The sequence below is a fragment of the Lacticaseibacillus paracasei subsp. paracasei genome, from assembly GCF_000829035.1.
Classification (GTDB): Bacteria; Bacillota; Bacilli; order Lactobacillales; family Lactobacillaceae; genus Lacticaseibacillus; species Lacticaseibacillus paracasei.
The window spans coordinates 363,571-376,666 of sequence record NZ_AP012541.1; the positions used below are offsets into that span (position 1 = coordinate 363,571).

General features: G+C 45.9%; 11 protein-coding genes. 5 read left to right on the plus strand and 6 right to left on the minus strand.

What is annotated here, in order from left to right; translation table 11 throughout:
- The first annotated feature begins 24 nt into the window (after positions 1 to 24).
- Entirely contained in the window at positions 25 to 1,455 is a 1,431-nt protein-coding gene (locus LBPC_RS01770; protein WP_041091367.1) for an ISLre2 family transposase, read from the plus strand.
- Between the two features lie 1,106 nt (positions 1,456 to 2,561).
- On the opposite strand, the gene LBPC_RS01775 is transcribed toward LBPC_RS01770, so the two are convergent.
- The 3 genes from LBPC_RS01775 to LBPC_RS01785 all read right to left on the minus strand — a co-directional run bounded on the left by LBPC_RS01775 (position 2,562) and on the right by LBPC_RS01785 (position 5,530).
- Complete coding sequence (locus tag LBPC_RS01775; RefSeq protein ID WP_003577841.1) at positions 2,562 to 3,806, minus strand: ISL3 family transposase; 1,245 nt, start codon at positions 3,804 to 3,806, stop codon at positions 2,562 to 2,564.
- 262 nt (positions 3,807 to 4,068) lie between these two features.
- The gene (locus tag LBPC_RS01780; protein ID WP_003661539.1) at positions 4,069 to 4,731 is read right to left on the minus strand and encodes an HAD family hydrolase; all 663 of its coding nucleotides are present in this window, start codon (positions 4,729 to 4,731) and stop codon (positions 4,069 to 4,071) included.
- Between the two features lie 37 nt (positions 4,732 to 4,768).
- Positions 4,769 to 5,530, minus strand: coding sequence for a DeoR/GlpR family DNA-binding transcription regulator (locus LBPC_RS01785; protein ID WP_003604345.1), 762 nt, complete (start codon positions 5,528 to 5,530; stop codon positions 4,769 to 4,771).
- A gap of 173 nt (positions 5,531 to 5,703) precedes the next feature.
- On the opposite strand from LBPC_RS01785, the gene hxlA reads away from it, so the two are divergent.
- The 4 genes from hxlA to LBPC_RS01805 are packed head-to-tail and all read left to right on the plus strand — an operon-like array spanning position 5,704 to position 10,165.
- A complete protein-coding gene (gene hxlA, locus LBPC_RS01790; protein ID WP_003563340.1) occupies positions 5,704 to 6,351 on the plus strand; it encodes a 3-hexulose-6-phosphate synthase in 648 nt (215 codons plus the stop codon).
- A gap of 15 nt (positions 6,352 to 6,366) precedes the next feature.
- The gene (gene hxlB / locus LBPC_RS01795) at positions 6,367 to 6,930 is read left to right on the plus strand and encodes a 6-phospho-3-hexuloisomerase (protein WP_003583219.1); all 564 of its coding nucleotides are present in this window, start codon (positions 6,367 to 6,369) and stop codon (positions 6,928 to 6,930) included.
- Positions 6,931 to 6,987: 57 nt separating this feature from the next.
- Positions 6,988 to 8,952 carry a PTS mannitol transporter subunit IICBA gene (locus tag LBPC_RS01800; protein WP_003661542.1) on the plus strand — a complete coding sequence of 655 codons (1,965 nt, stop codon included), beginning with the start codon at positions 6,988 to 6,990 and terminating at the stop codon, positions 8,950 to 8,952.
- Between the two features lie 28 nt (positions 8,953 to 8,980).
- Positions 8,981 to 10,165: a mannitol-1-phosphate 5-dehydrogenase gene (locus LBPC_RS01805; protein ID WP_032781056.1), complete on the plus strand. Its 1,185-nt coding sequence runs from the start codon at positions 8,981 to 8,983 to the stop codon at positions 10,163 to 10,165.
- A gap of 235 nt (positions 10,166 to 10,400) precedes the next feature.
- Here LBPC_RS01805 and LBPC_RS01810 read toward each other — a convergent pair whose 3' ends face one another.
- From LBPC_RS01810 to LBPC_RS01820, 3 genes are read right to left on the minus strand one after another with little or no spacing between them, the layout of a single operon-like run.
- Positions 10,401 to 11,450 (minus strand): NAD/NADP octopine/nopaline dehydrogenase family protein, encoded by a 1,050-nt coding sequence (locus tag LBPC_RS01810; RefSeq protein ID WP_003661544.1) that lies wholly within the window; start codon positions 11,448 to 11,450, stop codon positions 10,401 to 10,403.
- Positions 11,447 to 12,196: an amino acid ABC transporter ATP-binding protein gene (locus LBPC_RS01815; RefSeq protein ID WP_016377399.1), complete on the minus strand. Its 750-nt coding sequence runs from the start codon at positions 12,194 to 12,196 to the stop codon at positions 11,447 to 11,449. The genes LBPC_RS01810 and LBPC_RS01815 overlap by 4 nt, the downstream gene beginning before the upstream one ends.
- Positions 12,197 to 12,205: 9 nt before the next feature.
- Positions 12,206 to 13,084: a transporter substrate-binding domain-containing protein gene (locus tag LBPC_RS01820; protein WP_003661546.1), complete on the minus strand. Its 879-nt coding sequence runs from the start codon at positions 13,082 to 13,084 to the stop codon at positions 12,206 to 12,208.
- Between the last annotated feature and the right edge of the window lie 12 nt (positions 13,085 to 13,096).

Consider the following 13,096-nt stretch of genomic DNA (forward strand, 5'->3'; position numbering starts at 1 on the left):
GCTAGCAATTAGGAGGAATCACTCTTGAACTCTATCTTACAACAAATCATCACAGAAATGATGACATCATTTGGAAACTCTGCCTTTGATTTACTGACAGGAAAGTTAGACTTTGCCAATCTAGTCATCGAAACTCAAAAAAGTTTTGGAAAGACTCTTTGTCAATTACTTGGTGTCATGCTGGAACAACAAGATCAGGTTTTGGCGGATTCTTCCTACCGGAAGCAGTTTTTTAAAATCAAAGATATGCGTGAACGCCATGTCGATACCAGCATTGGCACTGTATCTTTTCGCCGTCGGTACTATGAAGATGTTCGTACCAATGAACGCATCTTTTTGCTTGATGAGCAGATCGGCCTTGAAAAAAGTAGTCGGCTCAGTCTCGACCTCAAGGCCAAGTTATTAGAAAACGCGACTCACATGTCTTATCATCGCTCAGCGCAACACGGCGGTCCTGCTAGACAAAGCTCAAGCACCGTCATGCACGTTGTGCATGAAAAAGGAAAACTCATTACCGCTCTCGATCAATTAAATCACGAAAAACGCCAGGCACCAATGGTACTTTTCGTTGAAGCTGATGAAGATCACGTTGCTCATCAAGATGGCACAAGCCACTTTCTCAAAATGGTCTATGTTCACGAGGGCTATGATCAACGTTGTCCTGGTAGGTTTAGTATTAAAGAACCAGTTTATGTGACAGGAGAGTATCCAGGACCAATAGGGACAGAAGAGCTTTGGCGGACAGTTAAAGATTTAATTGACGCTAAATATCAAGGTGAACCAAACCAGTTCTTTCTCGCAGGTGATGGGGCTAACTGGATTAAGGCTGGGGCAGATTTCTTGCCGAACTGTACCTTGGTTTATGACAAGTTTCATTTAAAGAAGACCTGTCAACAAGCGGCAGTCGGAATTCCAGGTAATATCGGTCTCATATTAATGCAAGGGTGTTTGCAAGGAGAGCGGAAATACCTTGAAGATTACTTTCAAGTACGGCTGAGCGACCCACAGTTGCGCATGACGGAACGAAAGACTATTCAGCAAGCGCGCACACGCATTCGCTCAAATTGGTCATCAATTAAGGCGAATACAGACTCGTCTTTTCACGGGTGTTCGGCCGAAGGCCACATCAGTCACGTGCTTTCTGAACGCTTCAGTTCGCGCCCAATGGGTTGGTCTCAGGCTGGAACTGATAGCTTATCGCAAACTCGGGTCTTTGTGATGCAAAATGGTCATGTGCTTGAGAAATTAAACATGGTAAATCAAAAAATTCAAAAGACCAAGCGGAAAATTCGAGTTGATGATCGTATTAGTGTACTGTTCAAAGCTGACCAAGAAAAATATGCTTCGGCAGTAAACGGAGCGTTCGTAGCGCTAAAACGCGGCCAAGGAAGGATGTGGCAACGGGCATTAATGCGCGGTCATGGAGATCCGTGGGGCTACCCCAGTGTCAAATGAAAAGATGAATGGCAATCAACTGAAAACGTGATGCAGGTTAAAATCTTATCGTCTAGCAGAGTCACACATGTTAACCCACTAAAAGTTGACGCTATCAACTAAGAGACATAGCTGGCCATTTTGCAAAAGCGAATGCTATACTAAAGACAGCAAAAAGTCGTTGTGCGCTAACACAAAGGCTGGGCAAATGCCCTTGCAGAGCCAGCTAATAAACAGTGGCACATAGGATTAGGCAACTAAAAGCCGCGAGACCCTGGTGAAGGAAGCGCGGCTTTTAGTTTACCTACTTTTCTCGAAATGCTTCGAGCGCCTGTATGAGTTCGTGAACTGCTAGAAGCAGCTTGGTCGTTGCTGACAATTCAGAGGTTTATCCGTCATTAGGTAGGATAAAAACTGAAAGATACAACTAGCCATTTTCCAGAAGAGCATGCTATACTAAAGATAGCAAAAGCCGTTGTGCTCGAACACAACGGCCGGACAAATGTCCTTGCAGAGCCATCAAACAAACGGTGGCACACAGAATTAGGCAACCAAAAGTCGCGACATTCCGGTGAAGGTTGGCGCGGCTTTTAGTTTGCCTATTTTTCTCGAAATGCTTCGAGCGCCTGCATAAGTTCGTGAACTGCTAGAAGCAGCATGGTCGTTGCTTTGATCAATCGTGTGAACACGATGATCAGCACTACCAATGAACCTACACAGGCTGTGATCGTTGTGATGATAGCGATCACCAGCAAAACATGACACCTTTCTTTTAAAAGTGTGGGTTATAGGAACTAGTCCCATAGGCACCACCTACTTTCCGAATCAGGCACCACCGCTCATTATCCTTCTCTGCTGGCTTCAGTTTATCAGGGTCGCCTGCAGCGTGACGACCTTACATAGGACAACGGGTGTTATATCTTGATTTTCAATTTTATTTAGAAACGCTCAGTTACTGTGCATATACGTTTTAATATTGATAACCTTTTGGCGGATTATTTTTCTCTATGAAATTTGATAAACGTTAATACAAGCAGCCAAAATAAATTGGCTCTACGTCAACTGGTGTTGAAGAATAAATTTATCATTTGAGGCGGTTCTCCATTTGGGGAGCCGTCTTTGTCATGTTATGCCGTGATTTGGTAGATTCGTTTGAAGAAGTTCAGCTGATTCTTGAAGCCAAAACAGGATCGTTTGAGTGACTTGATGAGGCGGTTAACCCCTTCGATCGGACCGTTGGAATAAGGGCTGGTGACAGCGGCGAGAACAGCGACTTTGTGTCGCTTAAGCGTCGCGATCGTCATGTCCATTGCCGTACCGTTTGGCTCGTAAGTAGCTAACAGGTTTGCCAGTTCCGTGGGATGTTTCTTCACCATCAAGGCATCATGAAGCGCTAAGTAGGTCTCGTAGGTTTGCTTGAGCTTGGGCTCAGTATCAAGTGCGATATCGATGGCCTCCTGTTGCGTGACGTATTCATTCAAACCAAACAGGAACTGTTTGTGTTTAGCGTCAGGCGCAGTTTGATGAAAAAGCCGCCAGTTTGTCTTCATGATCTTATAAGGACGGCTGTGCTTGTCATCAAGCTGTTTGAGCGCTTGGACGCGTACCTGATCAAGGGCACGAGCCGCAAGTTGAATGATATGGAACCGATCAATGACGACTTGGGCCTTGGGGAAAACCTCATGAATAATCGTCTGATAAGCTGCATTCATGTCCATGGTGACCGTCTGGACCCGAGTGCGTTCAGCGAGTGAATAATGAGCGATGAAGAAGTTTTTAATCGTGCGGTTGAATCGATCACCAAGCAAGGCAATCAGACGATGTGAATCGGCATCAAGACAGATAAACGACATCATGCCATGAGTAGAACGGAACTCATCAAAGCAGAGTCGCGTGGGCAGCCGGCGAGCCGGTCGGAGTTTGAGATTTTGGTCAATGATCCGTTGAACCGAGGAAGCTGAGATTCCGATAATACGGGCGATGGTTTTGACTGGCAACCGTTCATGCGCTAACTTCATGATTCGCTCTGTCATGTGAGTGGCGATCGTGTGGTTGGGTTGCACGAGTGGCGTCTTGGCACTGACTGTGTGGTAACAGTTATGACAGCGCCATCGTTGCTTGTGCAAGTCAATGACTGTCGGCATTTCAACCCCATTGAGGACGCGCACGTGGGCCGTATAAAACCCGTTAGGGTGCAAGGCCTCAAAGCCACACAGTGGGCACCGGGTTAACCGGTAAGTCAGCTCGGCATCAATCACATGATACTGGCGGCGACGTACCCCGTTGCCGCGATATTCATGACGAACAAAGGCAACTTTGATATTATGGTCTGGTATTCCAAGGACGGACAGTGTAGGATCGTATTGGGACATTTACTCATAACCTCGCTTGCTTTTGGTTTCGACGCTAACAAGCATAGCATGGACACTGAGTAGGTGTCTTTTTGCGTTATCCAAAAAGGGCCTACACGTTCAGTGTTGATTATTTCTCAACACCAGAAAGTGTAGACCCAATAAATTTTGCAAGCCCAAAACGACGACCTTTGCGGATCGTCGTTTTTGATTGCGCCTGACAGAGGAAGCAGCTAGGCGGCGTGGGAGCGGCAACCTGATTGAAAGGGCTACCGTTACCCGATTATTGCAACTGTTCTTGATTTAAGTGAAAAAATTCAAGGGCTTCATCATAGTTGCTAAAAGATACCGTGACCAAGTCGAGAATATCAGCATCTATCGGGATTGGATTTTCAATGCGATAAACCGCTAAGCCTGCGTTTTTAGCGGATAAAATGCCGTTCTTAGAATCTTCAAAAGCGACAACTTCATCCGGTGGAAAACCGGATTTGGCGATGGCCTGCAGATAGATTTCGGGATCAGGCTTGCCATGTTGCGTCTCGTCGCCGAACAAGGCGAATTGAAAATAGCTAGCTAAATCGAGCTTTTCTAAAATCGCCTGGGTTTCGTTTCGATAAGAGGAAGTGACCAAGCCACAACTGATTTGGTGGTGGCCGCAAGCTTTAAGGAAGGCACGAGTACCTGGGATGAGTTCAAAATTGCCGTGCTGAACCAGCGCTGTTCGCTGTTTCAAAAAGGCCGAAAAGAGTGTATCAAACGGAAAGCCTGTCCCATAGTGTTCCGTGAAAGTTTGCTGAATACCGCTCATGGGCATGCCAAGAATGTGACGATAAAAATCAACCGTAAGATGATAGCCATTATCGGCTAGTAACTGGTCCCAGATGGCATAGTATTTGGCTTCAGAGTTAATCAGCGTCCCATCCATGTCAAAGAGAATACATCGCACAGATCAACGACCTCCTTTTTAGCTGAACTTAACCTAATCAGACCGTGACAACTTCTGTTTGCGCCGTCAGCTGATCTTTAATTTTGGCAGGTAAGCTGTTGTCAGTGATTAAGTAATCAATATCATGCCAATTTGCATACTGGGAAAGTGATGAGGAACTAGCTTTTGAACTGTCCGCTAAGACGAAGTTCAGGCGACTGTTTTGAATGATCTTGTGTTTAATTTCGACATCGTCAAGACTGTTTGAACTTGGACCATTGTGCTCAGCGAAGCCGGATGTGCCTAAGAATGCCATGTCCATCCTGATTTTTTCGATGAAGCCGAGTGTTTGTGTGCCCATTGTCGCAAACGTCAAAGGATCGACCGAGCCGCCAACACTGATGAGATGATTTTGACTGGTCACGAGTTCATTCACAACAGGCATGGAGTTTGTGATGATCGTATGGCCAGCCGTTTCTTTTAACAGACTTGCAAAGGTCAGCGCCGTGCTGCCGGCATCAATAAAAATAGTTGAGCGCTGGGAAACATAGGACAGCGCTTTTTTGCAGATGGCCAGTTTTTGTTCGTGAAAACTGGCCATTCTTTGTTCAACTGGCGGAATATTGAAATCCTGAACGGGCATCACTGCACCGTACCATTTCTTGACGGCACCAGAATTGTCGAGTTCCTGCAGATCGCGCCGAATTGTTTCGCGAGATACGTTGAAATAAGTGGCTAACTCGGTGATCTTCATGGTTCCTTGATGTGAGATCAGATCAACGAGCTGTTTTTGTCTGTCAATGGCACTTAATTTTGCCATGGCTAATCACCTTCTCGCTTTCGATTGTAGCAAATACAACGCAACAACGCCACGATTTGTTGATTATCAAACATAAAATGTGGCAATTTAAACATTTTGTATTGCAAGGTACACATTAGCCGGCTATACTGAACTTGTCAAAAGGAATATCAGCCTTGAGGAGGAGAATTCTTATGAAGTTGCAACTTGCATTAGACGATATCTCGCTTGTAGATGCGTTGGTTCTGGCCGAAAAAGTTCGAGACTATGTCGACATTTTTGAAATTGGCTCCCCGTTTATCATCCAAGAAGGGATGCGCGCCGTTCGCGAATTTCGGCGTTATTTTCCGGAAAAAAAGATCCTGGCCGATACCAAGATTATGGATGCAGGCGAGTATGAAGCTGAGCTTACCTTTAAAGCTGGTGCGGACTACTGCACAGTTCTCGGTGTGACGGACATCTTGACGATCAAAGCTTGTCTTGCTGCGGCAAAGAAATATGGCAAGCAAGTCTTTGTTGATACGATCTGTGTGCCTGACTTGAACACCCGCATCAAGGAACTTGAGGATGTTGGGGTTGATAGCATCAGTGTTCATGTTGGCGTTGATGAGCAAGCAGTGGGGCAAACACCTTTGAATGCATTGAAGCAAGTTAAACAACTGAGTAAGCACTCACAGCTGTCAGTCGCAGGCGGCATTAAAGTCAGCACGGTTGACCAGTATCAGGCCCTTGGCGCAGATATCATTATTGTTGGCGGCGGGGTGAATCATGCCGACGATCCTGTCGCAACAGCGAAGGCTTTGGCCGACAAAATTCATTCGCATGAAAATGTAAGCGCTTAATAAGGAGAAATGATCATGGAAGCAAAAAGTTTGAAGACAATTATCAGCGAACTGGATCAATATGCGCCAATGATTGATGACACCCAAGTCGAAACTGTTGCCAAGATGGCTTTTCAAGCAAATCGGATTTTTGTCGGCGGTGCAGGTCGCTCTGGTTTTGCAGGTCGCGGTTTTGCTATGCGACTCATGCATTTGGGATTGCACGCCTATTTTGTCGGGGAAACCACGACCCCATCAATTGGGGAAGGCGACCTACTTGTGATCGGCTCTGGTTCCGGATCGACGGGTAGCCTGGTGGTTGATGCTAAGAAGGCAAAAGCGGTGGGCGCTAAATTGGCAACGGTGACGATTTATCCAACAGCCGAAATCGGCAGTCTGGCCGATGCGATCATTGCGATTCCTGGCGAAACGCCTAAAAACGAAACAGGGGCAGCCGACACTGCTCATTCGGTGCAACCAATGGGGACCTTGTTTGAACAGCTCAGTTGGTTAACTTATGACGCCATTATTTTGGAATTAATGAAATTGACCGGCGAGACGACTGACACGATGTTTCCTCGTCATGCTAATTTGGAATAGGCCACCATCATCATGATGATAAAAGCGCAAACGGAGCGTTAAGAAAGAGGGATCATTATGGACCTAAAGGTAGCGCAAGCGAAAGTCCAGAAATTTGGGGCAACACTTAGCGCAATGGTTATGCCAAATATTGGTGTTTTCATTGGCTGGGGATTATTAACTGCACTATTTATTCCAACAGGTTGGACGCCGAATAAGCAGTTGAATGAATTGGTCGGCCCCATTCTGACTTACTTGCTTCCTGCACTGATTGGTTACACGGCGGGGGCCAACATTTATGGACGTCGAGGCGGGGTCATTGGAGCTTTTGCAACCCTTGGCGTCATTGTTGGCTCGAGTGTCACGATGCTGGTTGGCGGCATGATTATGGGTCCAATCGGTGCAATCTTATTGAAAAAGTTTGATAAGCTGGTTAAAGGCAAAGTTAAACCTGGCATGGAAATGTTGGTGGATAACTTCTCGCTAGGTATTCTTGGCTTTATTCTGGTCATTTTAGGTTTCTTGGCAATTGCCCCTATTATTACGGGTATTCAGAACTTCTTGTCTGCTGGCGTTAATTTCATGACCAAACGTGATTTGATTCCTTTAACCAGTTTGTTTGTGCAGCCAGCGCAGATTTTATTCTTAAATAATGCGATTAATCATGGCATCATGGTGCCACTTGGACTGCAACAAGCAGCCGAAGCGGGTAAGTCAATCTTGTTCCTAGTTGAAGCTAATGGCGCAATTTGGGTTGGGACAGCCTTAGCATTTGCAAAGTTTGGGACAGGTATTGCGAAGAAAACGGCTCCTGGGGCAGCGGTTATCATGTTCTTTGGTGGTATTGCTGAAGTTGTTTTTCCTTATTGCCTAATGATGCCGCTGACTATTCTTGGCCCGATGGCTGGTAATATCTTTTCACTAACCGTCCTTTCACTCTTTGGTGGTGGCACAGTTGGGCCACCATCTCCGGGATCGGTATTCGCCTTTTACATGATGACGCCTAAGAGCAGCCTTCTAGTTAATTCCATTGCTTACTTTGGCGCATTGGCGGTTTCGTTTGCAGTGACGGGACTAATCCTCAAGTTTGTTCGGCAGCCAAATGCTAGTAAGATGCTTTCAAGCTTTGACACGGCTGCTGTAGCTACTGCAGGCCCTGCCGCGCCAGCTGTTTCTGAGGAACTTCAAACAGCTGAAAAAGATGATGGCATTGCGGTAGCACCCAAGAATCAGTTGCGCCACCTAAATCGGATTATTTTTGCTTGTGATGCTGGTATGGGTTCATCAGCAATGGGGGCTTCAATATTAAGTGCCGAACTCAAGAAGGTCGGCCTGTCACCAGAAGTGGACCATATGGCGGTTGCAGATATTGGCGATGAAACCAGTAGAGCAGATCTGATTGTTACTAATGAAAGTATAGAGCCGCGGGCAGAAATGATGAGTAAAGGCAGTCTGCCAATTTTAACGGTTAAAAATTTTATGGATCGAACAGAATATCAGCGCATCATTGATCAGATAAGAACGATGGTGGGTGACACTGACGATCATGTAACGCAAAAACAAGCAGCCGAAGAAACGGCAATAACGCTACAAGTTGCCGAGCAAGTGCTTGAAAAACCACTGTTTCCAGTTGAAAACATTGTTTTAGGGGCAAGTTTCCAAGATAAGAATGCGGCCATTTCAGCGTGTGCTGATATCCTGATCGAAGGTGGCTATGTGAAGCCGTTTTACAAGCAGGAGATGTTTGCTCGTGAGGAAGATTTATCAGTTTATCTTGGCGATGGAGTTGCTATGCCACATGGGTTAACCCAGTCGGATTCCATTTTGCATTCAGGAATCTGTTTTGTGCAGGTTCCAGATGGTGTTGACTTCGATGGCAACACGGCATACCTTCTAGTTGGCGTCGCCGGCAAGGGAGAGGAACATGTTCAGCTCCTTGGTCAAATCGCGCAGGCATTGACGGAGGATAACAATATCCAAAAACTTCGAGAGGCCAAGGACAAGCAAACGGTCCTCAGCATTTTGAAACTTAGTGAGCACTAACAAGTTATCTTTTGAGAGGATGGAGATTATGGCAACCGCAGTCCATTTTGGCGCAGGAAAAATAGGGTTAGGGTTCATTGGAGATTTGCTTCATCAAAGCGGCTATCACATTGTCTTTGCAGATGTTGTTGAGAAGACAGTGGCACAGTTGAGGAAAGAGAAACAGTATCGACTTTTTCTAATTGATCACGATTATCAAGAACGGATAATCGACAATGTGGATGCTGTTTCTTCCATTCAAGATCCTACTGGTGTCGTTGAGGCGATAACACATGCTGACATAGTGACCACATCCGTCATGGCAAGTAACTTACCAAAAGTTGCGCCACTTATCGCGAAGGGTTTGAAGGCGCGGTTAGAAAAACATCTGCCTAAAATGACGGTTATGGCTTGTGAGAATGCCATTATGGGCACAGATATTCTAAAAAAGGCGATGCTTGATTCAGGCGAGATGACCAGTGAGCAGCTTGAACAAGCAGCGGTTTATCCAAATACGGCTGTTGATCGCGTTGTATTTGATGGTCATCATCAGGGGCAAGATGGTATTGAAGTGGGTGACGCGTATGAACTGGCGATCGAAAGAGAAAAGCTGTTAGATCCTAATAGCGAACCAATTAAAGGCGCAGAATACGTTGATAATTTGGGAATGTACCTGCAACGTAAGATTTATATCATTAACTGTGGTCATGCGATCAGTGCTTATCTGGGTCAAGTTCACGGCTATCACACGGTTCAAGAAGTCTTACACAACGAGAGACTATTGCACCAAGTGAAGGCGGCTATGGCAGAATCGGCAGCAGCCCTTGAGGCGAAGTATCATTTTTCGAAACAGTCACTGCAAGATTATATTGAGACGATGTTCGTTAAGCGGATGACGACACCTGGCTTATCTGATCCGGTGACGCGTGTTGGCCGAGAACCGATCCGCAAGCTTTCTCCCAATGACCGGATCATTGGTCCTGCGAATGAATGCGAGTCTTTTGGCTTAGATAATCAATATTTATTACGCGGTGCTGCGTGTGCCTTGCTTTTCCATAATCCTGATGATAAGCAAGCGGTCAAAATGCAGCAGTTTATCCAAACGCATGGAATTGAAAAGGCCATTGCTCAATATACGAAGATTCAACCGAATAGTGCAATGTTTGAGAAGTTGCTGAAGGCGTATTGGGAAGCGAAGGCGAAGTTGCCTGCCAATGTTGGCAATGCCAAATAGGATTTCTTTGATTCACAACTTGTTAATGAAGACCGACAACTTAAAAATGCCTGCAATAGAGGATTCTCTGTTGGAGGCATTTTTATATGGTGTCTGGATTTGATCCCAAGATATTAGGATTGAATTTCGAACATATACTTAATACTGTTTGTAAAGACTAAGGATATGCACAGCAACAATACATCAAACAACAACGAATTAGCCGAAAACTTTTTTGTGAAACTTGAAACTTTATTTATGCTGACCCAGTTCCCTGAACTGCAGCAATTGTCTCAGCATTAATAAACCCGAGATCCGGTTCCGGCACCTGATCAAAAACAGCATGTGCAAACGCTGCTAGTTTCTCGCTGTAAGGCAGTGAAACATCGAGGACTTCACCTAACTTAACCAGTGGATCGATGCCAAATGGTAAATCCTCGACGATGAACCGTGATTGCAAGCTGTCTGGAGCGGGCAGGTCGCGGTAGGTAGGTAGTCCATGAAACACCTCTCGTAGCGTGTCAAAGTCTGTTCCCCATTGTGTGGCAAGTTGATGCACAATGCTGCTGTATGGTATGTGCAAGGCACTTGCTAGGTGTTTGCGTTCGTCGTCAATGTGCATGATGTAAGCTCTTGCGGCGGAACTTAAACCGTCTGTGAGGATGTGAAAAGACGCGGCGTGTTCGATGCGAGAAAGATTGAAGAGGGAGACGGGTACGTGAATGATTGGGTTAAGCGCACTTAGACTTGCCTGCAGAATGTTAGGCGACTCGATCACTTGCGCATATAACTGCTTGAGCAAATTAATGCCTTTGATGCTGGCTTCTTTGGCGCCATAAGTCGAAACCGTTACTTTAGCCTTGATTTCGCTGATGTGCAATGAATGGTCCTGCCATTGAGCAACGTAAGGCATGCCTGATGTTTCCAAAATACTGCCCCTTTTTTCGGCGAGCCATGCTGGTTTGAAGGCCGCAACAGCTTGAAGCAGACCCCAATTACCATTGAGAAAAATAATGGCTTGACCTCGATGAATGAGCGGTCGCAAGGCATCAATAACGGTGGTGTGTACGTTGGCCCAAGTGGCAACGATGATGACGTCGGCTGATTGAATGCTGGCGGCTAGGTCAGAGCTGACGTTTAAAGGCTGGGTAGTTGTGAAGCGGCCTGTGATGGCGAAGGGGTTTTCAGTTAGCTTGGCGGCTTTGGCAGGATCGCGTGAGTAAACCGTTGTCGTGATATGATGGCGAGCAAGATCTGCTGCACAAGCAAAACCGGTATTGCCGGCACCAATAATCGTTGCTTTCATGCCTCCGCCTCCTTTGCAGCATTCAGGAACGCAACTGTTTCCGGTTGGGCTGGGTGTGTAAAGAATTGGTCGGCAGGCGCGACTTCGACCAGATGGCCTTCATTTAGAAAAGCGCATTGCGTTGCGATCCGTTGGGCAAAATCCAGTTGATGCGTTACAACAATCATCGTCTGGCCTTTTTCGCGCAACGAAAGAATGTCACGACTGATCGTACCGACCAAGGCCGGATCTAGTGAACTAGTGGGTTCATCGAAAAGAATGATTGATGGTCGTAAGGCCTCTGCTCGGGCAATGCCAATGCGTTGCTGTTGACCACCAGATAATTCTGCAGGATATAAGTTTGCTTTGTCAGTTAGTTCTAATTGCTCAAGCAAGGTTTGAGCGGTCTTTTGCGCTTCGGCTTTTGTTTGATGCTGGCCGTAGATTAAAGGCTCGGTGATATTTTCCAAAGCGGTTTTGTTGTTGAATAAGGCGTAGTTTTGAAAAACCATAGCGAGTTGATCACGGATTGTCCGGATATCGCCTGCTGTGAGCCGACTGTAATCGTAAGTGTTGCCTCCCAGTGTGAGATTGCCGCTGGTCGGCCGTTCTAGCAGGTTCAGGCATCGTAGAAGGGTTGTTTTGCCCGCGCCACTTTTGCCTATAATGACTAAGGTTTCACCGGCATTAACGGTCAGATTAAGGTTGGCGAGAATTGTCTTCCCTTTGAATGTTTTGGTGAGATTTTTAACTTCTAACAAGCCCATCAAAATCACCTACTTTTCTTGAGCGTAAGACTTGGTCACGTCAGTCACACGATCATTTTTTGCAGTAAAGGGATCACTACCAAGCCACTTTTGGGACAATTTGGCCAAGGTGCCATTTTTCCGCAGTTTGAGGAGTTCTTTGTCAATATCCTTACGTAGTTGTGTGCTGGTTGAACTCTTGTGATAGTAATAGACCACTGGGAAGACTGCGATTGACTTAGAAAGCTTGAGTGGTTCGTTGAGCTTCTTCTGTGCAGTATCAAAATTTGTCCGTGGGTAAAGAATGGCATCATATTGTTTGTTCACAATATCTTTGAACTGGTTAGCTGTATCAACGAAACCGGATGATTTGAGTGTTACTTTCTGTTCGGGATGCTGCTTATTCCAGTTTTCAACGATACCATACCGCGGATCAGCCACATCAATCGGTTCCAACTTACCATTTGTTTTCGCCAGCGATGCAAGGTCAGTGATTTTGTTATCATCTTTTCGTACAACCAAGCGCAAGTCACTCAGTAGGGTAGGGTTGCGTGAGTAGTCGTAGGTTTTAGCACGTTCAGTCGAGTAGTAGTAATTGCCCACTGCCAGATCGTATTTACCAGATTGTAAGCCCACAAAGACGGAGTTTGCTTCAGTGACTTGATACTGGAACTTATATTTGTTTTTGAGGTCTTTTTGAATAGCGGCAAGAATATCGCCATTATAGCCTGACATTTTATCTTTACTCTTATAAATTTGGTAGGGTTGAGATGCTGACGGGCCAACGATTTGAACTGTCTTAACTTTTGAACTGCTGGTCGAACTGGCGGTGCCGGATTTGCCACAGGAGGCGAGAAACAATGCGAGAACGGCGGTGCCAGCAATGAGTGCAAGACGAGATTTTTTCATGATAAGAACTCC

Coding starts and splice junctions, on each gene's coding strand:
- LBPC_RS01775 (WP_003577841.1), bottom strand. CDS start 3,806: ATGTCCCAATACGATCCTACACTGTCCGTCCTTGGAATACCAGACCAT.
- LBPC_RS01785 (WP_003604345.1), bottom strand. CDS start 5,530: ATGGCAAAATTAAGTGCCATTGACAGACAAAAACAGCTCGTTGATCTG.
- hxlA (WP_003563340.1), top strand. CDS start 5,704: ATGAAGTTGCAACTTGCATTAGACGATATCTCGCTTGTAGATGCGTTG.
- hxlB (WP_003583219.1), top strand. CDS start 6,367: ATGGAAGCAAAAAGTTTGAAGACAATTATCAGCGAACTGGATCAATAT.
- LBPC_RS01800 (WP_003661542.1), top strand. CDS start 6,988: ATGGACCTAAAGGTAGCGCAAGCGAAAGTCCAGAAATTTGGGGCAACA.
- LBPC_RS01805 (WP_032781056.1), top strand. CDS start 8,981: ATGGCAACCGCAGTCCATTTTGGCGCAGGAAAAATAGGGTTAGGGTTC.
- LBPC_RS01810 (WP_003661544.1), bottom strand. CDS start 11,450: ATGAAAGCAACGATTATTGGTGCCGGCAATACCGGTTTTGCTTGTGCA.
- LBPC_RS01815 (WP_016377399.1), bottom strand. CDS start 12,196: ATGGGCTTGTTAGAAGTTAAAAATCTCACCAAAACATTCAAAGGGAAG.
- LBPC_RS01820 (WP_003661546.1), bottom strand. CDS start 13,084: ATGAAAAAATCTCGTCTTGCACTCATTGCTGGCACCGCCGTTCTCGCA.